Raw genomic sequence first — 21,622 nt, 5'->3', positions numbered from 1 at the left:
CCCGGGGCCTGTCGCATCATGAGAACAACCCGAACAACGGGCCGGACACCACAAGGAGAATCACCGCAGATGCCCAGGCGCCAGGGGTATGCCCTGCTCATCGCCCTCGCAGCAGGCACCGTCACGCTCGCCACCGCCGCGGCGTTCGGCACGGCGCTGATCACCGAGGACCGGCGGGCACCGCTCGACGGGTCGCAGACCCACGCGGCGGCCCGCAATCCCGCCGCACCGGCCAACTCCGCCGGTACCTGGGTCGCCACCTGGACCGGAGCACCCGTCAGCGCAGAGCCGAACGCCGCCCAGGGCTATCCCGGCCGCACCATCCGCAACATCGTGCACACCAGTGTCGGTGGGGACGCCGCCCGCATCACCCTGTCCAACCTCTTCGGCGCCACCCCGCTCGTCATCGACCAGGTCGCCGTCAACACCCGTCAGGTGACCTTCCGCGGCCTGTCCGCCGTCACCGTCGCGGCCGGCCGACAGGTCGTCAGCGACCCCGTCGTCGTGCCCGTCGCCCCGGACTCCGACCTGGAGGTCACCCTCCGCACCCCGCAGGCCGCCGGAGCCGTCACCCAGCACCCCAACACCCACCAGACGTCCTACCTGGCCGACGAGCGCGCCACCTGGAGCACCACCCGCTGGCGCTACCTGACGGCCGTCGACGTCCGCAACAAGACGTCCCCCGGAGCGATCGTCGTCATCGGCGACTCCCTCACGGCGGGCAGCGGCTCCACCACCGACGCCAACGGCCGCTGGCCGGACGTCCTCTCCGACCGGCTGCGCCACGTCTACGGGATCGCCAACCAGGGCATCGCCGGCAACCGCCTGCTCCGTGACAGCCCGCTCGCGCTGGGCGGCGCGCAGAACCTCGGAGGGCTGAGCGCAGCCCGCCGCTTCGACCGGGACGTCCTGTCCGTGTCCGGAGCGAAGACCGTGATCATCGCCCTCGGCATCAACGACGTGCAGCAGTACCCCCAGGAACCCGACCCCCGGCGCATCACGGCCGGACTGCGCGCCCTCACCGAGCGCGCGCACGCCCAGGGACTGCGGGTCGTCGGAGCGACGCTGACGCCCTTCCAGGGCTACTCCACCTGGACGCCCGAGCACAACGCCGTACGCCTGGCCGTCAACAAGGAGATCCGCTCCGGCCGGATCTTCGACGCGTACGCCGACTTCGACCGGGCCGTACGCGACCCCTACGCGCCGAACCGGATCCTGCCCGAGTACGACTCCGGCGACCGGCTCCACTTCAACGACGCCGGCTACCGCGCCCTGGGCCACGCCGTCGACCTCGGCACGGTGGACGGAACGCCCCGCTCCGACGCCTTCTGACGCGAACGGCCGCAGACGGGGGCGGTCTTCCTGCGCCGGCCCCCGCACGCTCGGCCGCCCTCACGACCCGGCAGCCGGGGGACACGGTCCGGCGCCCCGCGGCCGGGGGCGGTCCGGAGCCCCGGCCGGAGGCGGTCCGGCGCCCCGCGGCCGGGGGTGCACCACCCGGCCGCCCAGCGCGCCGGGGCGCGTCAGCCCAGCTCCTTGCGCCCGTCCCCGCGGTCCCGCTTCTCCAGCCGCAGCCGCTCCTGCTCCTGCTCCTGGAGCCGCCGCTTCTCCGCCTTCCGCCGCTTGCGCTCCACACCGACCCCGCCCATCAGCGCGAACCCGGTGACCGTCACCCGCGGGGCGCCAGGGGCGGCCTCCGGCTCCTCGTCGAGCTTGGAGTGCTCGCCGAACCCGCCCATGACACCGAACCCGCTGACCTGGAGATCGAGGTCCGGCGGCACGGTCACCTGCATCCCGCCCATGATCGTGAAGCAGCGGATCACGACGTCGCGCTCCGCGAAGTGGGCCTCGCGCAGGTCGATCTCGCCACCGCCCCACATCGCGAACGCGGTGAACGTCGGCCCCACCGTCCAGCGGCCCTTCCTGCTGAACCCTCCCCAGAAGGCGAACCCTCCCGACGAGGTGGGGGTGCCGCCGATCCGGGACGGCCAGTCCACGGCCGAGCCGCTCGCCCCCGCAACCGCACCCGTCACCGCCCCGGACGGCCCACCCGGCACCGGCAGGTCACGCACGAGCGGCACCAGCTCCCCGTGCGTACGCGCCTTGAACGTCGCGTCGAGCCTCTGCTCGAACTCGTCCAACTCCAGCCGGCCCTCGGCCACGGCCTCACGCAGGGTCTCGGCGACCCGCTCACGTTCCGCGTCGGAGGCACGCATGTCCGGGTTTTCACTTGTCATACCGCGCACCCTATAGAGCAACCTCGGGACGGGCCTAGAGAGCAGGATCCGGCACGTACATCCTGGCGATCACGGACTCGATGTCCGGCTCGCGCACCGACAGGTCGACCAGGGGATAGTCCGCCGCGATACGCGCCACCAGCGGCGCGGCCGAGGCGGCCGCCGGGAACGCCAGCCACTGCCGGGGCCCCTCCACCCTCACCACCCGCACCGAGGGCTCCGACCCCAGCTCGATCGGCGGCAGTTCCCGCTCCAGGTCCACGACCAGCATCCGCTCGCTCTCCCCCGCCTCGTGCAGCCCGGCGAGCGCGCCGTCGTACACCAGACGGCCGTGGTCGATCACCATCACGCGCTTGCACAACTGCTCGATGTCGGTCAGATCGTGGGTGGTCAGCAGGACGGTCGTCGACCGCTCGGCGTTCAGGTCCCGCAGGAACCCGCGCACCTTGGCCTTGGACACCACGTCCAGCCCGATCGTCGGCTCGTCCAGGTAGAGCACCTCCGGGTCGTGCAGCAGCGCCGCCGCGATGTCCCCCCGCATCCGCTGCCCCAGCGAGAGCTGACGCACCGGCACCTCCAGCAGCTCACCCAGGTCCAGCAGTTCCACACACCGCTCCAGGTTCTCCCGGTAGCGGCGGTCCGGGATCCGGTACATCCGGTGCATCAGCCGGTACGAGTCACGCAGCGGCAGGTCCCACCACAGCGTCGTGCGCTGCCCGAACACCACACCGATCCGGTGCGCCAGCTTCGTACGGTCCCGGGAGGGGTCGACCCCGGCGACCCGCAGCCGTCCGCCGCTCGGGGTGAGAATGCCCGTCAGCATCTTGATCGTCGTCGACTTCCCCGCCCCGTTCGGGCCGATGTAGCCGACCATCTCGCCACGGGGCACCCGGAAGCTGATCCCGTCCACCGCCCGCACCTCACGCCGCTCACGGCGCATGAAGCCGGTCCTCCGGCGTACGTCGAACACCTTCTCGACACCGTCGAGCTCGATGAAGTCCCTGTCGTCCACGCCCACTCCTCAGCTTCCCGTACTGCGGTAGGCCCGCAGCCCCGCCCGCCACGCCAGCCCCGCGAGCACCCAGCACCCCGCGGCCACCACCGGCGGCAGGAACGCCACCCACCGGGGCAGGTCCAGCGGATAGTCCCGGCCCAGCACGTACAGGGCGGGCAGCCAGCTCACGAAGGCCAGCGGCACCACGAACGTCACCCCGCGCACCAGCTCCTTCGCGAAGACCGACGGCGGGTACTGCAACAGCGTCGTCCCCCCGTACGTGAACGCGTTCTGCACCTCCGACGCGTCCTGGGCGTAGAACTGGAACGCCGCGCCCACCACGAACACCGCCCCGAAGACGGCCGCCCCGCTCAGCACCATCAGCGGCAGCATGGCCACCTTCAGCGGGGTCCACGCGATGTCCAGCGCCCCCAGCGCGTAGCCCAGCACCAGCAGCCCCTGCGTGATCCGCCCCAGCCTGCGCAGCGCGAACCGGTCCGCCGCCACCTGCGCCAGCACCGGCACGGGCCGCACCAGCAGTGTGTCCAGCGTCCCGTCCCGCACTCGCCGACCCAGCCGGTCCATCGACCCCAGAAGCAGGTCGGACAGGCCGAACGCGGTCGCCGACGCCCCGTACAGCAACGCGACCTCCGGCAGCGTGAAGCCGCCCAGCACGTCGACGTGCGTGAACATCAGCAGGATCGCGACGAAGTCGAACCCCGTCGCCACGAAGTTCCCGAGGGCCGTCATCACGAACGACGCGCGGTACGCCATCGTCGAGCGCAGCCACATCGCCACGATCAGCCCGTACGCCCGCACCCCCTCGACCAGCCGCGACCGCTCGGCGAACACGGTCTCCGGCTCGACGCGGGCCGTCCCGGTCCCGGCCTCAACCACCCTGGACCACCACCCTCCTGGTCGCCACCGACTGGAGCAGCCGCCCCGCCAGCAGCAGCGCCACCGCCCAGCCGGCCTGGAAGGCGTACGCCCCCAGCAGATCCGCGCCCGTGTACGTACCGAGGAACACATCGGCGGGCACCTGCAGCAGCGACGACCACGGCAGGGCCCGCGCCACCTCCCCCAGCGCCCCGGGGAAAAGGTTCAGCGGCAGCAGCATCCCGGAGAAGAACAGCCCGGCCAGCCAGGCGATCTGCATCGCCCCCGCCCCGTCCATCAGCCAGAACGCGGAGAGCGCCACCAGGAAGCGCACCGCGAAGCTCACCACGACCCCGAGCGCCACGGACACCAGGAAGGCGAGCCAGGTCCAGGGCGAGGCGGGCAGCGCCAGGTCGAAGGCGAGGGCCCCCAGGACCATCGGCACGATCCCGCGCCCCAGCAGATGGAACGCCGCCCGGCCCAGGTCCCCCGCCATCCACCACAGCTGCAGATCGGCCGGCCGGTACAGGTCGACCGCGATGTCGCCCGTACGGATGCGCTCCATGAGCTCGTCCTCGAAGCCGCCGCCCATCATCGCGCAGGTCATCAGCAGAGCCTGACCCAGCCACACATAGGTGACCGCCTGGGACATGTCGTACCCGCCCAGCTGCGGACGCTCGTCCCACAGGGCGATGTAGGTGTACGCCATGATGAAGCCGAAGACGGTGTTGGTGAACACCCCCGCGAGCGTCGCCACCCGGTAGGTGGCATACCGCCGGAACCCTCCGGCCGCCACCACGGCATAGAGCCGCACCTCGCCCCCCTCCTCCGCCAAAGCGCACGACGTTAGTCCACGGCGTTCGGCCGCCGCGACCCCATTTCCGTGGAGGGTTCCGAGGGTTATCCGTCCGAAAAGTGCACTATAGGAAAATCATCCGCAGTCGAGGAGCCTCCACAGTCATGAGCGACGAGCCACAGCAGCACGGCGGAGACCCTGGTCAGCAGGGCTCCGGGGGCTGGGCCCCCCGAGACCCCTCGGCCGCGTCCCCCACCGCCGACACCCCGCACCCGAACGGCGCACAAGCCACCAAGGGGCGCACAAAACGCCCCAAGCGGCCCAAGCGCACCGGATGGCGCCGCGCCGTCCCCACCTGGCGCATGGTCCTCGGCGGCGTGCTCCTCCTCGCCCTGCTCCTCGTCGGCGGATTCATCGCCGGCTACCAGATCGTCGACATCCCCGCCGCCAACGCCAGCGCGACGGCCCAGTCCAACGTCTACCTGTACGCCGACGGGAAGACCGTCATCGCCCGCGACGGCGAGATCAACCGCGAGAACATCCCCCTCCGCCGCATCCCCCGCACCATCCAGCACGCCGTGCTCGCCGCCGAGGACCGGGACTTCTACTCCGAGGACGCCATCGACATCAAGGCCACCCTCCGCGCCGGCTGGAACACCGTCACCGGCAAGGGCAGACAGGGCGGTTCCACCATCACCCAGCAGTTCGTCAAGAACTACTACCTCGGCCAGGAGCAGACCGTCGTCCGCAAGGCCAAGGAATTCTTCATCTCGATCAAGCTCGACCGCGAACAGAGCAAGGACGAGATCCTCGAGGGCTACCTCAACACCAGCTACTTCGGCCGCAACGCCTACGGCATCCAGGCCGCCTCCCACGCCTACTACGGCAAGGACGTCGAGGACCTCGACGCCGGCGAAGGCGCCTACCTCGCCTCCCTCCTCAACGCCCCCAGCTCCTACGACGTCGTCACCCACCCCGAGAACAAGAAGGCCGCCCTCGCCCGCTGGAAGTACGTCCTCGACGGCATGGTCAAGCACCACTGGCTCACCGAAGCCGACCGCGACGCCATGACCTTCCCCGTCCCCGGCAAGGCCAAGCCCGCCACCGCCCTCTCGGGCCAGCGCGGCTACATCGTCCACGCGGTCGACGACTACCTCGCCCAGAACAAGATCATCGACGAGAAGACCCTCGCCACCGGCGGCTACCGCATCACCACCACCCTCCAGAAGAAGAAGCAGGACGCCCTCGTCGAAGCCGTCGAGGACAACGTCCTCGCCAAGACCAGCACCGACCGCGAGGCCGACCGCAACGTCCGCGCCGGCGGCGCCTCCGTCGACCCCGCCACCGGCCACGTCGTCGCCCTCTACGGCGGCATCGACTACACCAAGCAGTTCGTCAACAACGCCACACGCCGCGACTACCAGGTCGGATCCACCTTCAAGCCCTTCGTCCTCGCCGCCGCCCTCGCCAACGGGTCCACCACCCAGAAGGACCGCCCCATCACCCCCAACACCCACTACAACGGCGACAACGAACGCACCGTCCAGGCCGCCACCGGCCCCACCGACTACTCCCCCGCCAACGAGGACGACGTCGACTACGGCTCCATCACCGTCCGCGAGGCCACCGACAAATCCGTCAACGCCGTCTACGCCCAGATGGCTCAGGACGTCGGACCCGACGAGGTCAAGAACACCGCGATCGCCCTCGGCATCCCCCGCGACACCCCCGACCTCACCGCCTCCCCCTCCATCGCCCTGGGCCCCGCCACCGCCAGCGTCCTCGACATGGCCTCCGCCTACGCCACCCTCGCCGACCACGGCAGACAGCGCCCCCGCACCCTGGTCACCAAGATCACTAAGAACGCCACCGCCCTCGCCGTCCCCAAGAGGACCACCCGGCGCGCCATCCCCCGCGAAGCCGCCGACACCACCACCTCCGTCCTGCGCAGCGTCGTCGACGGCGGCACCGGCACCGCCGCATCGGCCGCCGGCCGCCCCGCCGCGGGAAAGACCGGCACCGCCGAGGAGGACAAGGCCGCCTGGTTCGCCGGCTACACCCCCGAGCTCGCCACCGTCGTCGCCGTCATGGGCCAGGATCCCGGCACCGGCGTCCAGAAACCCCTCTACGGCGCTCTCGGCCTCGCCCGCATGAACGGCGGCGGCGCCCCCGCCCAGACCTGGGCCGCGTACACCCGCGCCGCACTCGAAGGCAGCGAGGTGCGGGGCTTCGACCTGGAAGCCGACGAAGGCCCCGAGGAACCCGACCCGGACGAGAGCGCCGAGGGCGAGGACACCGAGGACACCGAGGAAGCCGGAGACACCGGGGACCGCCAGGAACGCAGGGAGCGCAGGGAACGCCGCGAACGCGAGGACGGCGGACAGCGGGACGGGACGGACGAGCCGGGCACCGGGGAAACCCGCCAGGAACGCGACGGCGGCACCCGCACACAGGACACACCCTCCGCGGCCTCCCCCGCCGCGGGAAACCCCCGCACCGCCACCCCCGCCGACGCACCGTCACGCGCCCCCGGACTCCGCGAACCCGCCGCCCTGCGACCCGGCGGGGAGCACGAGGACAGGGAACCCGGCGACCAGCCCGGAGACCGGCCCGCCGACCGACAGGAAAGGGGCGGGCAGGACCCCCACGGCCCCACCCGCCCCTGACACCTCGGTTCAGTGCCCGGACGTCGCCTTCAGCCCCACCACGGCCACCAGCAGCAGACAGACGAAGAAGATACGGGCGGCGGTCACCGGCTCGTTCAGCACGACCATGCCCAGCACCGCCGCACCCGCCGCACCGATCCCCACCCACACGCCGTACGCCGTACCGATCGGCAGCGTCTTCGCCGCCTGCGACAGCAACAGCATGCTGAGCACGATCCCCAGCCCGGTGCCCACACTCGGCCACAGCCGGGTGAACCCCTCGGTGTACTTCATCCCGATCGACCAGCCCACTTCCAGCAGACCGGCCACGATCAACAGAACCCACGCCACGACGGCACCTCCACGACGACACACGCGAAACACACGGGTGCGTCGTCTTTGCGGAAACCCGGTACGGCGCGTCTCGTCGGGGTCACACCACCGTAGCAAGCCCACAGAACAGACAAAAGGCCTGGTGACGACAGTCACCAGGCCCACTCACGCCACGTCCGCCTACAGATACAGCCCGGTCGAATCCACCGAACCCTCGAACCGGTCCGCCGCCACCGCATGCAGGTCCCGCTCACGCATCAGCACGTACGCCACACCCCGCACCTCGACCTCGGCACGGTCCTCCGGGTCGTACAGCACACGGTCACCCGGCTCCACGGTCCGTACGTTCTGACCCACCGCGACCACCTCGGCCCACGCCAGACGCCGGCCGACCGCAGCCGTCGCCGGAATCAGAATGCCGCCGCCCGACCGCCGCTCACCCTCGGGCGAATCGGACCGGACCAGCACACGGTCGTGCAGCATCCGGATCGGCAGCTTGTCGTCGGTGTTGCTCATGCCGTTGTCCCTCACGCCCCGAAACCTACCTGCCCCGAGCCCGTCCGCACGCCCCAGGGCAGCCCGGAACCCGCCGCCGTCAGCGCCTCTTGCGCCGCGAAGACCGACGCGACGACCTCGAAGACCCCGAGGACAGCGTCAGCAGCGCCACCGCACCGGCCACCACCAGCGCCGCCGGAATCACCCGCTCCAGCCGGGGCGACCCGTCCTCGGCCACGAACTGCGCCTTCACGTCCGAAACCGAACGGTTCACCGCGACGAAGGCACGCCCCGCCGTACGGTCCACCGTCGACGCCACCTTCGCCTTCGCGTCACCGATCATCGTCTTCGGGTGCACCCGCACCCCGATCTCGTCCAGCACCACGGCGAGCTGCGCACGCCTGCTGATGATGTCCGCCTCGATCTGCGCAGGGCTCCTCGTGTCCGACACTGCGCCGCCTCCGTGGTCGTCTCGGGTAAACCTTCATCGACAGTCTGTCAGCTCGGCCGCCCCTACACCCGGCGGCACCCCCTATTACGCTCGGTGCCACACAGCCCACGTGCCACTCGAGGAGAAACATGAGCGAGCGACTCCAGACCGGCGACACCGCCCCCGCCTTCACCCTTCCGGACGCCGACGGCAACGAGATCTCGCTCGCGGACCACAAGGGCCGCAAGGTCATCGTCTACTTCTACCCCGCCGCACTTACCCCCGGGTGCACCAAGCAGGCCTGCGACTTCACCGACAACCTGGACGTCCTCGCGGGAGCCGGTTACGACGTCATCGGCGTGTCGCCCGACAAGCCGGAGAAGCTCGCCAAGTTCCGCGAGCAGGAGAACCTCAAGGTCACACTGGTCGGCGACCCCTCCAAGGAGACCCTGGAGGCGTACAGCGCGTTCGGAGAGAAGAAGCTCTACGGCAAAGTGGTGACGGGCGTGATCCGCTCCACGTTTGTGGTCGACGAAGAGGGCAAGGTGGAGAAGGCCCTCTACAACGTCAAGGCGACCGGCCACGTCGCCAAGATCATCAAGGACCTCGGCATCTGATCCCTTTCCGGCCGATCCTGGCCGAAATGGATGTGATCGAGATCGCAATCAGCCGTTGATTCGGTTTGCAACCGCCATGACCGCGCAGAAGCCTTTCCTGGAACACCGTTCGACGAAAGGAACCGGCCATGGCGGCCTCCGACCCCCACCAGGTGGCCGACCCTGATGCGGTCAAGCGCCATCCTGCGCTCTTCCGGGCCATCCGGAAGCGCCAGAACCCCCGGCTCCGTCGGACCGACATCACCGTCACCGACGACCAGGCGGTCAAGCGCGCGGTGAAGGCGGCGTCACTCGGTAACGCCATGGAGTGGTTCGACTTCGGCATCTACTCCTACCTGGCCGTCACCATCGGACACGTGTTCTTTCCGTCCGGGAACGACACCACCCAGCTCCTCTCGTCGTTCGCGACCTTCGCCGTGGCCTTCCTCGTCCGGCCCCTCGGCGGAATGTTCTTCGGCCCCATGGGCGACAAGATCGGCCGCAAGAAGGTCCTCGCCCTCACCATGATCCTCATGGCGATCGGCACCTTCGCGATCGGCCTCATCCCCTCCCACGGCACCATCGGCGTCTGGGCCGCGGTCCTGCTGATCTTCTTCCGGATGCTCCAGGGCTTCTCCACCGGCGGTGAGTACGGCGGCGCCTCGACCTTCATCGCCGAGTACGCCCCCGACAAGCGCCGCGGCTTCTACGGCAGCTTCCTCGAATTCGGCACCCTCGCCGGATACGTCGGCGCCGCCGGCCTCGTCACCCTCCTCTACGCCGTCCTCGACGACGGCCAGATGGAGTCCTGGGGCTGGCGCATCCCGTTCCTCGTCGCCGGACCTCTCGGCCTCGTAGGCCTCTACCTGCGACTGCGCCTCGACGAGACCCCCGCCTTCCAGAAGCTGGAGGGCGGCACGGCCCACGCCACCGAGGCCGCCGACCACGTCGAGTCCACCGCCAAGGGCGACCTCGCGAAGATCTTCCGCCAGTACTGGCCGACGCTCATCCTCTGCATCGCCCTGGTCGGCGCGTACAACATCGCCGACTACATGCTGCTCTCGTACATGCCGACGTACCTCTCGGACGAGCTCGGCTACAGCGAGACCCACGGCCTGCTCATCCTGCTCGGCGTCATGGTCCTGCTGATGGTGATCATCAGCCAGTTCGGCAAGCTCTCCGACCGCTTCGGCCGCAAGCCGCTGCTGATGGCCGGAATGCTCGGCTTCCTGTTCCTCTCCCTGCCGTCGTTCCTCCTGATCCGCCAGGGCAGCATCCCGGCGATCGCCATCGGCATGGTCATGCTGGGCCTCTCCCTGGTCTGCATGCTGGGCACGATGTCCGCGGCGCTCCCGGCCCTGTTCCCGACCAACGTCCGCTACGGCTCCCTGTCGGTCGGCTACAACCTCTCGGCCTCGATCTTCGGCGGTACGACCCCGCTGGTGATCACCGCCCTGATCAGCTGGAGCGGCTCGAACCTCATGCCGGCGTACTACGCGATGGCGGCGGCCCTGGTCGGTGTGATCGCGGTGGCCTGCATGAAGGAGACGGCCAACAAGCCGCTGGCCGGCTCCCCGCCGTCGGTCGAGACGGAAGAGGAAGCCGCCGAACTGGTCCACGCCCAGAGCCCGGATCCGAAGTTCTGACCCCGTCCCCACGGAAGGGCCCGTACCGCCATCAAGCGGTACGGGCCCTTCCACATCTCGTCGCATTCCGGACGTGACCATCCGATTAACGGTTCGTTGCTCCGTACGAGGCCACGAACGCGCGGCCGGATGCGGAGGGGACATGCCGGTTCGATACACCCGCGAGCTACTCGAAGAAGCAGCGCGCGAGACGACCAACTGCAACGACGCCGTTCGATGGTGCGGGGGGACACCGACACCAGGGAGCAGGCGCTATCTGCGGGCGAAGATGGCCGAATCGAAGATCGACATCTCGCACTTCACCGATCCCAGAGTGCGCCACACAGAGGAGCGGTTGCGCGAGTTGGTCGCCTGCTCCAAGAGCGTGGCGGAAGTCGTTCGCCGACTGGGTATCAACCCGGTAGGGGGCAACCAAGCCCACATCGGTCGCCGGATCACCGCTCTCCGGATCGACACGTCGCACTTTCTGCGCACTCACCGAAGCCGCCCCAAGGGCGCTTTGGGTAACCCGCTGACCCTGGGATCTCCGTCGAACGGCAGAATTCCCGGCGACCGGCTACACCGTGAGCTCATCCGGACAGGCATCGCGGAGTCGTGCGCCCTGTGCGGCATCGGCACGGAATGGAACGGCAGGCCGCTGCGGCTCGAGGTCGACCATATGAGCGGCAAGTGGTGGGACAACCGACCCGAGAATCTGCGTCTGCTCTGCCCGAACTGCCATGCCGTGACGGATACCTATCGCGGGCGCAATCGACGGAGGTACGCATGAGCGGCCAGCACAAATACCCTCGCGAACTGCTGACCCGGACCGCGGCCGCCTCGACCAGCCTCGTCGACCTGCTCAGGCGACTGGGTGCACCGCTTGGCAGTAGACCTCTGCGCTACGTGCGCGACCGACTCAAGCTGTACGGCATCGACACCACACACTTCGTTGACGACGCCCTCCCTGAACGACAGAGGCGGTCGTACACACGGGAACTGCTCGAGGAAGCTGCCACTCACTCACACAGCATCCGGGAAATGCTGGAATACATGGACGTCCCGCCCGACGACGGCCCCTACGGCTACATCAGGAGGAGGCTCGATCACCTTGGGATCGACACCTCACATTTCACCAACGGCCGCAGATACGGCCCGCCTGTGACTCCCCGACACGAACTGGCCTCCGCCGTCGCGGAGTCCACGAGCTTGGCCGGAGTATTGAAGCTTCTCTGCCAGACGAACAACGGCGCGGCGCGCGCCCGCGTGAAACGGAGTCTCACGGAATACGGCCTCTCAACCGCCCACTTCACCGGACAGGGGCACACCAGGGGCTCCAGCTCTCCTTACCGCAGAGCTGCATCCGAGATCCTTCAGCGCAGGGAGTCCGGGGCCACACGAACCCGAACCTCACTTCTGCGTCGTGCACTTGATGAGATCGGACGCCCGCGCGTGTGTTCCGCGTGTGACATCGGGGACACCTGGCAGGGCAAGCGTCTTGTACTGGAGATCGATCACATCAACGGTGACCATCTGGACAATCGTCGCGAGAACCTGCGCTACTTGTGTCCGTCGTGCCACAGTCAGACCGCCACCTTCTCAAAGCGGCAAAGACCCACCCAGTACAGTAGTGAAACGCGGGCCCGTACCCCAGCAGGCTAGAGGGCGCCGGCTTAGAACCGGTGTGTCGTGGGTTCAAATCCCACCGGGCCCACAGGTCAAATGAGGCCTTCACCTTCACATCAAAGGTGAAGGCCTCGTTTCTGTTACCCCACCAGCTCCCGCACCACCGGCACCAGGGCCCGGAACGCCTTGCCGCGGTGGCTGATCGCGTTCTTCTCCGCCGGGGTGAGCTCCGCGCACGTCCGGGTCTCGCCGTCGGGTTCCAGGATCGGGTCGTAGCCGAATCCGTACGCGCCGGCCGGGGCGGTGCGCAGGGTGCCTGTGAGGCGGCCCTCGACCACGCGTTCTGTGCCGTCGGGGAGGGCCAAGGCGGCTGCGCAGGCGAAGTAGGCCCCGCGGTGGGGGGCGGAGATGTCGCCGAGCTGGGCGAGGAGCAGGTCCAGGTTGGCCTGGTCGTCGCCGTGGACGCCGGACCAGCGGGCCGAGAAGATGCCGGGGGCGCCGCCGAGGACGTCGACGCAGAGGCCGGAGTCGTCGGCCACGGCCGGGTGGCCGGTGGCCTGGGCCAGGGCGTGGGCCTTGAGGAGGGCGTTCTCGGCGAAGGTGACGCCGGTTTCCTTGACGTCGGGGATGTCGGGGTACGCGTCCGCGCCGACGAGGTCGTGGGTGAGGCCCGCGTCGGCGAGGATCGCGTGGAGTTCGGTGATTTTCCCGGCGTTGCGGGTGGCGAGGATCAGGCGCGTCATGCGTCGATTATCGCCGCCGGGTCAGGGGGTGCAGACCTTGCCGATCTCGGCGGCCGCGTCGGTGACGGGCGTGATGTCGGGGGTGGCGTCGCCCTTGTCGATGGAGTCGCGGACGTTGGTGACGCCTGCCTGGAGGTCGTCGACGGCCTTGCTCAGGTCGGCGTTGTCCGTGGTGTCGCCGAGGTCCTTGAGTTCCTTGTCGATCTGGTCCAGGGATTCGGACGCCTGCGTCGGGTCGTCGGAGGCGTTGGACACGGCCTGCTGGAGGTTGTTGACGCTGGTGGCGATGGCGTCGGCGGTGCGGACGCAGTCCAGGGCCTTGTCGACGGCGCCGCAGCCGACGGCGGCGGTCAGCGTCAGCAGCGTGGCCGTGACGGCAAGTGCGGTGCGGCGTCGGTGGTGTCGGCGCGTGGCCATGGTGCGGTCCCTCCCCGGGGGCGGATACGTGGACGGACGCACGGTTCGACCCGTGCGCCCGTACCCGCTACGACGCTGTGCGCTGCGTATTTGGTTGCTTCTTTACTCGCCGAGTGTGCGGGCGAGTGCCTCTTCCTGGAGCTTGGCCAGGTCGGTGCAGCCGGCGGTGGCGAGGTCGAGGAGGGCGTTGAGCTCGGCGCGGTCGAAGGGCTCGGCCTCGGCGGTGCCCTGGACCTCGACGAAGCGGCCGTCGCCGGTGCAGACGACGTTCATGTCGGTGTCGGCGCGGACGTCCTCCTCGTAGCAGAGGTCGAGGAGGGGGATGCCGTCGACGATGCCGACGCTGACGGCTGCGACGGTGCCGGTGAGGGGCTTGCGGCCGTGCTTGATGATCTTCTTGCCCTGGGCCCAGGCGATGGCGTCGGCGAGGGCGACGTAGGCGCCGGTGATGGCTGCGGTGCGCGTGCCGCCGTCGGCCTGGAGGACGTCGCAGTCGAGGACGATCGTGTTCTCGCCGAGGGCCTTGTAGTCGATCACGGCGCGCAGGGACCGGCCGATGAGGCGGCTGATCTCGTGGGTACGACCGCCGATCTTTCCGCGTACGGATTCGCGGTCGCCGCGGGTGTTGGTGGAGCGGGGCAGCATGGAGTACTCGGCGGTGACCCATCCTTCGCCGCTGCCCTTGCGCCAGCGCGGGACGCCTTCGGTGACGGAGGCGGTGCAGAAGACCTTGGTGTCGCCGAAGGAGATGAGTACGGAGCCTTCGGCGTGCTTGCTCCATCCGCGTTCGATGGTGACGGGGCGGAGCTGTTCGGGGGTGCGGCCGTCGATACGAGACATGGCGTCGAGCCTATCGGCTGGGGCGGCCGGGTCCGTTCGGGTGCACGGCAGGCCCCGCTCCTGTCCGGTCGGGGGCGGAGCGGGGCCTGCGCGTGGGACCTGGGTGGGCCGGCCGGTCAGCCGGTCACATCATGTCTTCGATGTCGGCGGCGATGGGGTCGGCGTCGGTGCCGATGACGACCTGGATCGCGGTGCCCATCTTGACGACGCCGTGGGCTCCGGCGGCCTTGAGCGCGGCTTCGTCGACCTTGCTGGGGTCGTGGACCTCGGTGCGGAGGCGGGTGATGCAGCCTTCGATCTCGTCGATGTTCTCGATACCGCCGAGCCCGGCGACGATCTTCTCAGCCTTGCTGGCCATGTCCTTCTCCCTGGTCTGTGCGTGCGTGGGGCGGCCCACCATGGGTCCGTTTCGTCACGGTAACGCACGGTTGGCCCAACTTCACGGGCGGGTAACCGCGCAGTCCCCAATGATGACGATCACCGGCGCTCCGCCTTTCGGCAGGGCTCCGCACCGTATCGCAACTGGTCTACACCAGTTTGCAACGACCGCCAAACCTGGCGTGTTCCGGGAGGATGCCGATGAGCTCGAACGCGGCGACAGCACCGCAGCGGAAGTGGTGGAACGGGCCGGTCCAGGGGCTGCAGAAGGTCGGCCGCAGCCTGCAGCTGCCGGTGGCCGTCCTGCCCGCGGCGGGTCTCCTCGTCAGCCTCGGCAATCTCTTCGACTCCTCCCTGCACGGCGCGTTCTGGGACAAGTTCGCGAAGGTGCTTCTCAACGGCGGGACGGCGATCCTCGACGGCGAGCTGGGCCTGCCCCTGCTGTTCTGCATCGGTGTCGCGATCGGCTTCGCGAAGAAGGCGGACGGCTCGACGGCGCTCGCCGCCGTCGCCGGCTTCCTCGTCTACCGGGGCGTACTGGCGGCGTTCCCGGTGGACGACTCCGTCACCGAGGCCACCCCGGACGGGGTGCCGCAGAATCCGGGCGTCCTGGGCGGCATCATCATCGGGCTGCTGACCGCCGTCGTGTGGCAGCGCTACCACCGGACGAAGCTGGTGGACTGGCTGGGCTTCTTCAACGGGCGCCGCCTGGTCCCGATCCTGATGGCGTTCCTCTGCGTGATCCTGGGGACGCTGTTCGGGCTGCTGTGGCAGCCGGTGGGCGACGCGCTGACGTGGTTCGCCAAGCAGCTGATCGATCTGGGTGCGTGGGGTGCGGCGATCTTCGGTTTCGCGAACCGACTGCTGATCCCGATCGGTATGCACCAGTTCCTGAACACCTTCTTCTGGTTCCAGGCGGGCGAGTTCACCGGCTCCGACGGCACCGTGCAGGGCGACATCTCCCGCTTCTTCGCCGGGGACCCGTCGGCGGGCCAGTTCACCTCCGGGTTCTTCCCGATCATGATGTTCGGCCTGCCGGCGGCCGCACTGGCCATCGCGCACTGCGCCCGTCCGGAGCGGCGCAAGGAGGTGTCCGGACTGATGCTGTCCGTGGCGCTGACGTCGTTCGTGACGGGGGTGACGGAGCCGCTGGAGTTCTCGTTCCTGTTCGTGGCGCCGCTGCTGTACGGGGTGCACGCGATCCTGACGGGCGTCTCGATGGGGGTCACGTGGGCGTTCGGCGTGCACGCGGGGTTCAGCTTCTCCGCCGGGTTGATCGACTACGTCGTCAACTGGCATCTGGACACGAAACCGTGGCTGATCATCCCGATCGGGCTGTGTTTCGCGGTGATCTACTATGTGATCTTCCGGTTCGCGATCACGAAGTTCAACCTCCAGACCCCGGGGCGCGAGCCCGTGGAGGAGGAGGCGAAGACGGAGGAGGACCTCACGAAGTAGAGGCTTCTCCAGCTCCGCAAGGCCCTCGGACCCTTCGGTCCGGGGGCCTTCGCCTGTCACCCAGGGTGGCGGGGGAACTACGTCCCAGATCGTAAGGATTTGCAGGTTCCTTATCTAACCCTCACCGTGCTAAAACTGGTCTACACCACTGAGTGGTCCAGACCACGCGGCCGTCTTTGCCGCCGCGTTCCTCGAGTCGCCGCCCTCCGAAACCCTGTCCCTGGCGGCGCCTTGCCTACTGGAGGAAGTTGATGAGTACGGACACCGCTCCGGCGGCCCCCGCGAAGAAGCGTGGCGCCGGCGTGATGGCTGTCATGCAGCGCATCGGCCGCAGCCTGATGCTGCCGGTCGCGGTCCTGCCCGCGGCGGCGCTGCTGGTCCGGCTCGGCAATGCCGACATGCTCGGCCGCGAGTCGTTCCCCACCGTCATCACGAAGCTGGCCGGCTACATGGCGGCCGGCGGTGGCGCCATTCTCGACAACATGGCCCTGCTGTTCGCCGTCGGCATCGCCATCGGCTTCGCGAAGAAGTCGGACGGCTCGACCGCCCTGGCCGCGGTCACCGGTTACCTGGTCTTCCAGAAGGTGCTCGCCACCTTCACCGACAGCAACCTTCCGCAGGTCGCGAGCGTCGCCGACGGCAAGATCGTCATGAACGACGCCCCGGTCAACGCGGGTGTGCTCGGCGGTGTCGTGATGGGCATAGTCGTGGCCCTGCTGTACCAGAAGTTCTACCGGACGAAGCTGCCCGACTGGGCGGGCTTCTTCAGCGGCCGCCGTCTGGTCCCGATCCTCTCCGCCTTCGCGGGTCTGGTCATCGGCATCGTCTTCGGTCTCATCTGGCCGGTGCTCGGTGCGGGCCTGCACAACTTCGGTGAGTGGCTGGTCGGTTCCGGCGCGGTCGGCGCGGGCATCTTCGGTGTCGCCAACCGTGCGCTGATCCCGGTCGGCATGCACCACCTGCTGAACTCCTTCCCGTGGTTCCAGGCGGGCGAGTACAACGGCGCCCACGGTGACATCTCCCGCTTCCTCGCGGGTGACCCGAACGCCGGACAGTTCATGACCGGCTTCTTCCCGATCATGATGTTCGCCCTCCCCGCGGCGTGCCTGGCGATCGTCCACTGTGCCCGTCCGGAGCGCCGCAAGGTCGTCGGCGGCATGATGTTCTCGCTCGCGCTGACCTCGTTCGTCACGGGTGTCACCGAGCCGATCGAGTTCACGTTCATGTTCATCGCCCCGGTGCTCTACGCGATCCACGCGGTGCTGACCGGTGTCTCGATGGCCCTGACCTGGGCGCTCGGCATGAAGGACGGCTTCGGCTTCTCGGCCGGTCTGGTCGACTTCCTGCTGAACCTGGGCATCGCGTCGAAGCCGTGGATGCTGGTCCTGGTCGGCCTCTGCTTCGCGGTGATCTACTACGTGGTCTTCCGGTTCGCGATCACCAAGTTCAACCTTCCGACGCCGGGCCGTGAGTCCGACGAGGAGCTCGCCGAGCTCCAGAAGGCCGAGGCCAAGTAGTCCGGCCCCGCCCGCTCGACGGCGAAACCCCGTCCTCCTCGTGGAGGGCGGGGTTTCGCCGTGTCGTCGTGGCCTAGACCTCGTACACCGCGCCCGGCACCGCCAGCTCGACCGGGCCGTCGTAGACCTCGCGCGCGTCGGCGAGGTTGCGGTCGGCGTCGGTCCACGGCGGGATGTGGGTGAGGACGAGGCGTCCCGCTCCGGCTCCGGCGGCGTACTCGCCCGCCTCGCGGCCGTTGAGGTGGAGGTCCGGGATGTCCTCCTTGCCGTGGACGAACGATGCTTCGCAGAGGAACAGGTCCGCGCCCTCGGCGAGTTCGGCCAGCGCGTCGCAGGTGCCGGTGTCGCCGGAGTACGTGAGGGTGCGCCCGCCGTGCTCGATCCTGATGCCGAAGGTGTCGACCGGGTGGCAGAGCTTCTCCGTACGGACCGAGAAGGGGCCGATGTCGAACGATCCGGACTTCAGCGTGTGGAAGTCGAAGACCTCGCCCATCGCGTGGTCGGACGGGGTGTCGGCGTGGGCCGTGGTCAGCCGCTGCTCGGTGCCCTCGGGTCCGTACACGGGGATGGCGGCGGGGCGTCCTCCGTCGAAGCGGTAGTAGCGGACGACGAAGTACGCGCACATGTCGATGCAGTGGTCGGCATGGAGGTGGCTGAGGAAGATGGCGTCGAGGTCGTAGAGACCTACGTGGCGCTGCAGCTCGCCCAGGGCGCCGTTGCCCATGTCGAGGAGCAGCCGGAAGCCGTCGGCCTCTACGAGGTAGCTCGAGCATGCCGAACCCGTGGAGGGGAACGAGCCGGAGCAGCCGACGACGGTGAGCTTCATGGAGCGTGAACCTCCGAGGCGTGGGAACGGGGAGGGTTCGTGCGGTCCGTCGAGCGTAAGGCGCGAAACCGCTGGTCGCTCCTCTACGGCCTGCCGTTGTGGGGGAACTCACCTGTGCTGTCACCGGTTCGATGGAAGGCCGGGTGCGGTGGGGTCGCCGGTACGGTCGGGACATGAACATGTGGTGGTGGTTGGCGCTGGCCGTGGTCGTGCTGCTCGCTCTCGTGGCGACGGTCTCCGATGCGAGAGGCCGGGGAGGGCGCGGGCCGCGGCGTCCGGGTGGGCGGACGCGTCCGCCGGGGCGTGCTCCGGGGCGGGCTCCCGAACGGAAGAGGGGCCGGCCTCACGGGGCTCCGCGGCCCGGGGAGATCTGGTGGGCGGACGTGCCGTACGAGGACGGGCCGGGGTCCAAGGACCGGCCGTGCCTGGTGCTGTCGGTGCGGGGCGGCACGGCGGTCGTCGCCAAGATCACGAGCAAGCACCACGAGGAGCGGCCCGGGGTGATCGCGTTGCCGCCCGGTTCGGTGGGTGACGCGCGGGGCCGGCAGAGCTTCCTGGAGACGGACGAGCTGCGGGACGTGGCGGTGTCGGGGTTCCGGCGGAAGGCGGGCGAGCTGGACCCCGCGGTGTGGGGGCGGGTGCGCGGGCTGGGGTGAGCGGACGGAGGGCGCGGCGCGGGATGTCCTCCCGCGCCGCGCCCTCCGTGGTGAAGAACGTGCCCGCTAGGCCCAGAGCTGGCCCTGCAGGGTCTCGATGGCGGCCTCCGTCGTGGGGGCGGTGTAGACGCCGGTCGACAGGTACTTCCAGCCGCCGTCGGCGACGACGAAGACGATGTCGGCGGACTCGCCCGCCTTGACCGCCTTCCTGCCCACGCCTATCGCGGCGTGGAGGGCGGCGCCGGTGGAGACGCCCGCGAAGATGCCCTCCTGCTGGAGGAGCTCGCGGGTGCGGGTGACGGCGTCGGCGGAGCCGACGGAGAAGCGGGTGGTGAGCACGGAGGCGTCGTAGAGCTCGGGCACGAAGCCCTCGTCGAGGTTGCGCAGGCCGTAGACGAGGTCGTCGTAGCGCGGTTCGGCGGCGACGACGCTGACGTCCGGCTTGTTCTCGCGGAGGTACCGGCCGACGCCCATGAGGGTGCCGGTGGTGCCGAGTCCGGCCACGAAGTGTGTGATGGACGGGAGGTCGGTGAGGATCTCCGGTCCGGTGGTGGCGTAGTGGGCGCCGGCGTTGTCCGGGTTCCCGTACTGGTAGAGCATGACCCAGTCGGGGTGCTCGGCGGAGAGTTCCTTGGCCACGCGTACGGCGGTGTTGGAGCCCCCGGCGGCGGGGGACGAGATGATCTCGGCGCCCCACATGGTGAGCAGGTCGCGCCGCTCCTGCGAGGTGTTCTCCGGCATGACGCAGACGATGCGGTAGCCCTTGAGCGTGGCCGCCATGGCGAGCGAGATGCCGGTGTTGCCGCTGGTGGGTTCGAGGATCGTGCAGCCGGGTGTCAGGCGGCCGTCCTTCTCCGCCTGCTCGACCATGTGGAGCGCGGGGCGGTCCTTGATCGAGCCGGTGGGGTTGCGGTCCTCGAGCTTGGCCCAGATCCGGACGTCCTCGGACGGGGACAGCCGCGGGAGGCGGACCAGGGGGGTGTTGCCCACGGCCGCCAGCGGGGAGTCGTACCGCATCAGCGCATGCCGCCGGCGACGGCCGGGAGGATGGTGACGTTGTCGCCGTCGGCGAGCTTGGTGGAGATGCCGTCGAGGAAGCGGACGTCCTCGTCGTTGAGGTAGACGTTCACGAAGCGGCGCAGCTGGTCGCCGTCGACGATGCGCTCACGGATGCCGTTGTGGCGGGTCTCCAGGTCGGTCAGGAGGTCGGCGAGGGTCTCCCCGCTGCCTTCGACCGCCTTGGCGCCGTCGGTGTAGGTGCGGAGGATGGTCGGGATGCGGACCTCGATGGCCATGGCGTGGGCTCCTGTCGAAAGCGGTGAGGTGGCGTGGGGCGCGCGTTTGTGTGCCCCCGCGCGGGGGTGGTGCGTACGTGGTGCGCTCGGGCCGCGGCTCAGGCCGGGCGGTTCACGGGCAGGCGGCAGCCGGACACATCGCGCTGGAGAGCCTGCACAGGTCGACGTGCAGCCGCGCGACGAGCAGCATGCCCGGCGTCTTGTCGCTCACGTCATGGGGAACCATGCGCTCATCGTATCGATTCCCCACCCCGGAACCGGAGTGTGATCCCACATGCTGGATGGCGAGCGTTCGCCAGTCGGACATGCGGCGGGAGCCGGCGGTTCCGGATCCGCCCGCGGGCGTCAGGCCGCCGGGGGGTACGCCTCGACGATCTCGACCTCTTCCTCGGTGATCTCACCGTCCACGATGCGGTACGAGCGGAACTGGAAGGGGCCGGCGTCGTCGGTGTCCGCGGTGGAGACCAGCACGTAGTGGGCGCCGGGCTCGTTGGCGTAGGTGAGGTCGGTGCGGGAGGGGTACGCCTCGGTCGCGGTGTGGGAGTGGTAGATGATCACCGGCTCCTCGTCGCGGTCGTCCATGTCGCGGTAGAGCTTCAGCAGGTCCGCGGAGTCGAACTCGTAGAACGTGGGTGAGCGTGCGGCGTTGAGCATGGGGACGAAGCGTTCGGCGCGGCCCGTTCCCGCGGGGCCGGCGACCACGCCGCACGCCTCGTCGGGGTGGTCGGCGCGGGCGTGGGCGACGATCTGGTCGTGGAGCGCCTGGGTGATGGTCAGCATGGCGCCCAGGATAAGCAGACGGGCCCTCCCGTACCGAGGGGTGGTACGGGAGGGCCCGG

Annotated in this window: 25 protein-coding genes, 1 tRNA gene and 1 riboswitch; of the genes, 10 read left to right on the top strand and 16 right to left on the bottom strand. The window is 69.4% G+C overall.

Annotated elements, in window-relative coordinates; translation table 11 throughout:
• The first annotated feature begins 69 nt into the window (after window positions 1–69).
• A complete protein-coding gene (locus ACFC51_RS06040) occupies window positions 70–1,332 on the top strand; it encodes an SGNH/GDSL hydrolase family protein (RefSeq protein WP_376367327.1) in 1,263 nt (420 codons plus the stop codon).
• Window positions 1,333–1,523: 191 nt separating this feature from the next.
• On the opposite strand, the gene ACFC51_RS06035 is transcribed toward ACFC51_RS06040, so the two are convergent.
• The 4 genes from ACFC51_RS06035 to ACFC51_RS06020 are packed head-to-tail and all read right to left on the bottom strand — an operon-like array spanning window position 1,524 to window position 4,921.
• Window positions 1,524–2,237, bottom strand: a complete 714-nt coding sequence (locus ACFC51_RS06035; RefSeq protein WP_376367329.1) for a DUF1707 domain-containing protein — start codon at window positions 2,235–2,237, stop codon at window positions 1,524–1,526.
• A 34-nt stretch (window positions 2,238–2,271) separates the two neighbouring features.
• Window positions 2,272–3,249 carry an ATP-binding cassette domain-containing protein gene (locus tag ACFC51_RS06030; protein WP_376527153.1) on the bottom strand — a complete coding sequence of 326 codons (978 nt, stop codon included), beginning with the start codon at window positions 3,247–3,249 and terminating at the stop codon, window positions 2,272–2,274.
• Window positions 3,250–3,258: 9 nt separating this feature from the next.
• On the bottom strand, window positions 3,259–4,128 hold the full coding sequence (locus tag ACFC51_RS06025) for an ABC transporter permease (protein ID WP_376367332.1): 870 nt from the start codon (window positions 4,126–4,128) through the stop codon (window positions 3,259–3,261).
• A complete protein-coding gene (locus ACFC51_RS06020; RefSeq protein WP_376367334.1) occupies window positions 4,121–4,921 on the bottom strand; it encodes an ABC transporter permease in 801 nt (266 codons plus the stop codon). The genes ACFC51_RS06025 and ACFC51_RS06020 overlap by 8 nt, the downstream gene beginning before the upstream one ends.
• Window positions 4,922–5,067: 146 nt before the next feature.
• Between ACFC51_RS06020 and ACFC51_RS06015 the strand changes: the two genes are divergently transcribed.
• On the top strand, window positions 5,068–7,569 hold the full coding sequence (locus ACFC51_RS06015; protein WP_376527152.1) for a transglycosylase domain-containing protein: 2,502 nt from the start codon (window positions 5,068–5,070) through the stop codon (window positions 7,567–7,569).
• 9 nt (window positions 7,570–7,578) lie between these two features.
• Here the strand turns inward: ACFC51_RS06015 and ACFC51_RS06010 are convergent, their stop codons facing one another.
• The 3 genes from ACFC51_RS06010 to ACFC51_RS06000 form a co-directional block, all read right to left on the bottom strand.
• Window positions 7,579–7,899, bottom strand: coding sequence for a DMT family transporter (locus tag ACFC51_RS06010; RefSeq protein ID WP_376367338.1), 321 nt, complete (start codon window positions 7,897–7,899; stop codon window positions 7,579–7,581).
• Window positions 7,900–7,935: 36 nt separating this feature from the next.
• A riboswitch (guanidine-III (ykkC-III) riboswitch) is annotated at window positions 7,936–8,001 on the bottom strand.
• 60 nt (window positions 8,002–8,061) lie between these two features.
• Entirely contained in the window at window positions 8,062–8,397 is a 336-nt protein-coding gene (locus ACFC51_RS06005) for a co-chaperone GroES (protein WP_099173024.1), read from the bottom strand.
• A gap of 79 nt (window positions 8,398–8,476) precedes the next feature.
• Window positions 8,477–8,827, bottom strand: coding sequence for a DUF3618 domain-containing protein (locus ACFC51_RS06000; protein ID WP_376367340.1), 351 nt, complete (start codon window positions 8,825–8,827; stop codon window positions 8,477–8,479).
• Window positions 8,828–8,955: 128 nt separating this feature from the next.
• Between ACFC51_RS06000 and bcp the strand changes: the two genes are divergently transcribed.
• The 5 genes from bcp to ACFC51_RS05975 all read left to right on the top strand — a co-directional run bounded on the left by bcp (window position 8,956) and on the right by ACFC51_RS05975 (window position 12,741).
• Window positions 8,956–9,423 (top strand): thioredoxin-dependent thiol peroxidase, encoded by a 468-nt coding sequence (bcp, locus tag ACFC51_RS05995; protein WP_376527151.1) that lies wholly within the window; start codon window positions 8,956–8,958, stop codon window positions 9,421–9,423.
• Between the two features lie 128 nt (window positions 9,424–9,551).
• Window positions 9,552–11,048, top strand: a complete 1,497-nt coding sequence (gene proP / locus ACFC51_RS05990; protein ID WP_376367344.1) for a glycine betaine/L-proline transporter ProP — start codon at window positions 9,552–9,554, stop codon at window positions 11,046–11,048.
• Between the two features lie 142 nt (window positions 11,049–11,190).
• On the top strand, window positions 11,191–11,817 hold the full coding sequence (locus ACFC51_RS05985; RefSeq protein ID WP_376527149.1) for an HNH endonuclease: 627 nt from the start codon (window positions 11,191–11,193) through the stop codon (window positions 11,815–11,817).
• Window positions 11,814–12,689 (top strand): HNH endonuclease, encoded by an 876-nt coding sequence (locus ACFC51_RS05980; RefSeq protein WP_376527147.1) that lies wholly within the window; start codon window positions 11,814–11,816, stop codon window positions 12,687–12,689. The genes ACFC51_RS05985 and ACFC51_RS05980 overlap by 4 nt, the downstream gene beginning before the upstream one ends.
• Window positions 12,667–12,741: transfer RNA gene (locus ACFC51_RS05975), tRNA-Leu, on the top strand. Before ACFC51_RS05980 ends, ACFC51_RS05975 begins: the two co-directional genes overlap by 23 nt.
• A gap of 52 nt (window positions 12,742–12,793) precedes the next feature.
• On the opposite strand, the gene rdgB is transcribed toward ACFC51_RS05975, so the two are convergent.
• The 4 genes from rdgB to ACFC51_RS05955 all read right to left on the bottom strand — a co-directional run bounded on the left by rdgB (window position 12,794) and on the right by ACFC51_RS05955 (window position 15,011).
• Complete coding sequence (rdgB, locus tag ACFC51_RS05970) at window positions 12,794–13,396, bottom strand: RdgB/HAM1 family non-canonical purine NTP pyrophosphatase (protein WP_376367348.1); 603 nt, start codon at window positions 13,394–13,396, stop codon at window positions 12,794–12,796.
• A 21-nt stretch (window positions 13,397–13,417) separates the two neighbouring features.
• Window positions 13,418–13,813, bottom strand: coding sequence for a hypothetical protein (locus ACFC51_RS05965; protein WP_376367350.1), 396 nt, complete (start codon window positions 13,811–13,813; stop codon window positions 13,418–13,420).
• A gap of 102 nt (window positions 13,814–13,915) precedes the next feature.
• Window positions 13,916–14,653, bottom strand: a complete 738-nt coding sequence (rph, locus tag ACFC51_RS05960) for a ribonuclease PH (protein WP_376367352.1) — start codon at window positions 14,651–14,653, stop codon at window positions 13,916–13,918.
• 124 nt (window positions 14,654–14,777) lie between these two features.
• Entirely contained in the window at window positions 14,778–15,011 is a 234-nt protein-coding gene (locus ACFC51_RS05955; RefSeq protein ID WP_014156020.1) for a glucose PTS transporter subunit EIIB, read from the bottom strand.
• Between the two features lie 221 nt (window positions 15,012–15,232).
• Between ACFC51_RS05955 and ACFC51_RS05950 the strand changes: the two genes are divergently transcribed.
• Window positions 15,233–16,489: a PTS transporter subunit EIIC gene (locus tag ACFC51_RS05950; RefSeq protein ID WP_376367354.1), complete on the top strand. Its 1,257-nt coding sequence runs from the start codon at window positions 15,233–15,235 to the stop codon at window positions 16,487–16,489.
• Window positions 16,490–16,740: 251 nt separating this feature from the next.
• The gene (locus ACFC51_RS05945) at window positions 16,741–18,006 is read left to right on the top strand and encodes a PTS transporter subunit EIIC (RefSeq protein WP_376367355.1); all 1,266 of its coding nucleotides are present in this window, start codon (window positions 16,741–16,743) and stop codon (window positions 18,004–18,006) included.
• A gap of 73 nt (window positions 18,007–18,079) precedes the next feature.
• Here the strand turns inward: ACFC51_RS05945 and ACFC51_RS05940 are convergent, their stop codons facing one another.
• Window positions 18,080–18,832 (bottom strand): MBL fold metallo-hydrolase, encoded by a 753-nt coding sequence (locus tag ACFC51_RS05940; protein ID WP_376367357.1) that lies wholly within the window; start codon window positions 18,830–18,832, stop codon window positions 18,080–18,082.
• Between the two features lie 173 nt (window positions 18,833–19,005).
• On the opposite strand from ACFC51_RS05940, the gene ACFC51_RS05935 reads away from it, so the two are divergent.
• Window positions 19,006–19,488, top strand: coding sequence for a type II toxin-antitoxin system PemK/MazF family toxin (locus ACFC51_RS05935; protein ID WP_376367359.1), 483 nt, complete (start codon window positions 19,006–19,008; stop codon window positions 19,486–19,488).
• A 66-nt stretch (window positions 19,489–19,554) separates the two neighbouring features.
• On the opposite strand, the gene ACFC51_RS05930 is transcribed toward ACFC51_RS05935, so the two are convergent.
• The 4 genes from ACFC51_RS05930 to ACFC51_RS05915 all read right to left on the bottom strand — a co-directional run bounded on the left by ACFC51_RS05930 (window position 19,555) and on the right by ACFC51_RS05915 (window position 21,563).
• Window positions 19,555–20,505: a cysteine synthase gene (locus ACFC51_RS05930; protein ID WP_365774433.1), complete on the bottom strand. Its 951-nt coding sequence runs from the start codon at window positions 20,503–20,505 to the stop codon at window positions 19,555–19,557.
• On the bottom strand, window positions 20,505–20,783 hold the full coding sequence (locus ACFC51_RS05925; RefSeq protein ID WP_376380094.1) for a MoaD/ThiS family protein: 279 nt from the start codon (window positions 20,781–20,783) through the stop codon (window positions 20,505–20,507). The genes ACFC51_RS05930 and ACFC51_RS05925 overlap by 1 nt, the downstream gene beginning before the upstream one ends.
• A gap of 112 nt (window positions 20,784–20,895) precedes the next feature.
• A complete protein-coding gene (locus ACFC51_RS05920; protein ID WP_015577357.1) occupies window positions 20,896–21,009 on the bottom strand; it encodes a putative leader peptide in 114 nt (37 codons plus the stop codon).
• Between the two features lie 119 nt (window positions 21,010–21,128).
• Complete coding sequence (locus ACFC51_RS05915) at window positions 21,129–21,563, bottom strand: Mov34/MPN/PAD-1 family protein (RefSeq protein ID WP_376527145.1); 435 nt, start codon at window positions 21,561–21,563, stop codon at window positions 21,129–21,131.
• Window positions 21,564–21,622 lie beyond the last annotated feature (59 nt).

This window comes from Streptomyces sp. NPDC055962 (genome assembly GCF_042270185.1).
In the GTDB taxonomy this organism is placed as follows: Bacteria; Actinomycetota; Actinomycetes; order Streptomycetales; family Streptomycetaceae; genus Streptomyces.
The sequence above is the reverse complement of the archived record's forward strand: the minus strand, read 5'-3'. Positions and strand labels throughout refer to the sequence as shown.

Coding starts and splice junctions, on each gene's coding strand:
- ACFC51_RS06040 (WP_376367327.1), top strand. CDS start 70: ATGCCCAGGCGCCAGGGGTATGCCCTGCTCATCGCCCTCGCAGCAGGC.
- ACFC51_RS06035 (WP_376367329.1), bottom strand. CDS start 2,237: ATGACAAGTGAAAACCCGGACATGCGTGCCTCCGACGCGGAACGTGAG.
- ACFC51_RS06015 (WP_376527152.1), top strand. CDS start 5,068: ATGAGCGACGAGCCACAGCAGCACGGCGGAGACCCTGGTCAGCAGGGC.
- ACFC51_RS06005 (WP_099173024.1), bottom strand. CDS start 8,397: ATGAGCAACACCGACGACAAGCTGCCGATCCGGATGCTGCACGACCGT.
- bcp (WP_376527151.1), top strand. CDS start 8,956: ATGAGCGAGCGACTCCAGACCGGCGACACCGCCCCCGCCTTCACCCTT.
- proP (WP_376367344.1), top strand. CDS start 9,552: ATGGCGGCCTCCGACCCCCACCAGGTGGCCGACCCTGATGCGGTCAAG.
- ACFC51_RS05985 (WP_376527149.1), top strand. CDS start 11,191: ATGCCGGTTCGATACACCCGCGAGCTACTCGAAGAAGCAGCGCGCGAG.
- ACFC51_RS05980 (WP_376527147.1), top strand. CDS start 11,814: ATGAGCGGCCAGCACAAATACCCTCGCGAACTGCTGACCCGGACCGCG.
- rdgB (WP_376367348.1), bottom strand. CDS start 13,396: ATGACGCGCCTGATCCTCGCCACCCGCAACGCCGGGAAAATCACCGAA.
- ACFC51_RS05965 (WP_376367350.1), bottom strand. CDS start 13,813: ATGGCCACGCGCCGACACCACCGACGCCGCACCGCACTTGCCGTCACG.
- rph (WP_376367352.1), bottom strand. CDS start 14,653: ATGTCTCGTATCGACGGCCGCACCCCCGAACAGCTCCGCCCCGTCACC.
- ACFC51_RS05955 (WP_014156020.1), bottom strand. CDS start 15,011: ATGGCCAGCAAGGCTGAGAAGATCGTCGCCGGGCTCGGCGGTATCGAG.
- ACFC51_RS05950 (WP_376367354.1), top strand. CDS start 15,233: ATGAGCTCGAACGCGGCGACAGCACCGCAGCGGAAGTGGTGGAACGGG.
- ACFC51_RS05945 (WP_376367355.1), top strand. CDS start 16,741: ATGAGTACGGACACCGCTCCGGCGGCCCCCGCGAAGAAGCGTGGCGCC.
- ACFC51_RS05940 (WP_376367357.1), bottom strand. CDS start 18,832: ATGAAGCTCACCGTCGTCGGCTGCTCCGGCTCGTTCCCCTCCACGGGT.
- ACFC51_RS05935 (WP_376367359.1), top strand. CDS start 19,006: ATGAACATGTGGTGGTGGTTGGCGCTGGCCGTGGTCGTGCTGCTCGCT.
- ACFC51_RS05930 (WP_365774433.1), bottom strand. CDS start 20,505: ATGCGGTACGACTCCCCGCTGGCGGCCGTGGGCAACACCCCCCTGGTC.
- ACFC51_RS05925 (WP_376380094.1), bottom strand. CDS start 20,783: ATGGCCATCGAGGTCCGCATCCCGACCATCCTCCGCACCTACACCGAC.
- ACFC51_RS05920 (WP_015577357.1), bottom strand. CDS start 21,009: ATGGTTCCCCATGACGTGAGCGACAAGACGCCGGGCATGCTGCTCGTC.
- ACFC51_RS05915 (WP_376527145.1), bottom strand. CDS start 21,563: ATGCTGACCATCACCCAGGCGCTCCACGACCAGATCGTCGCCCACGCC.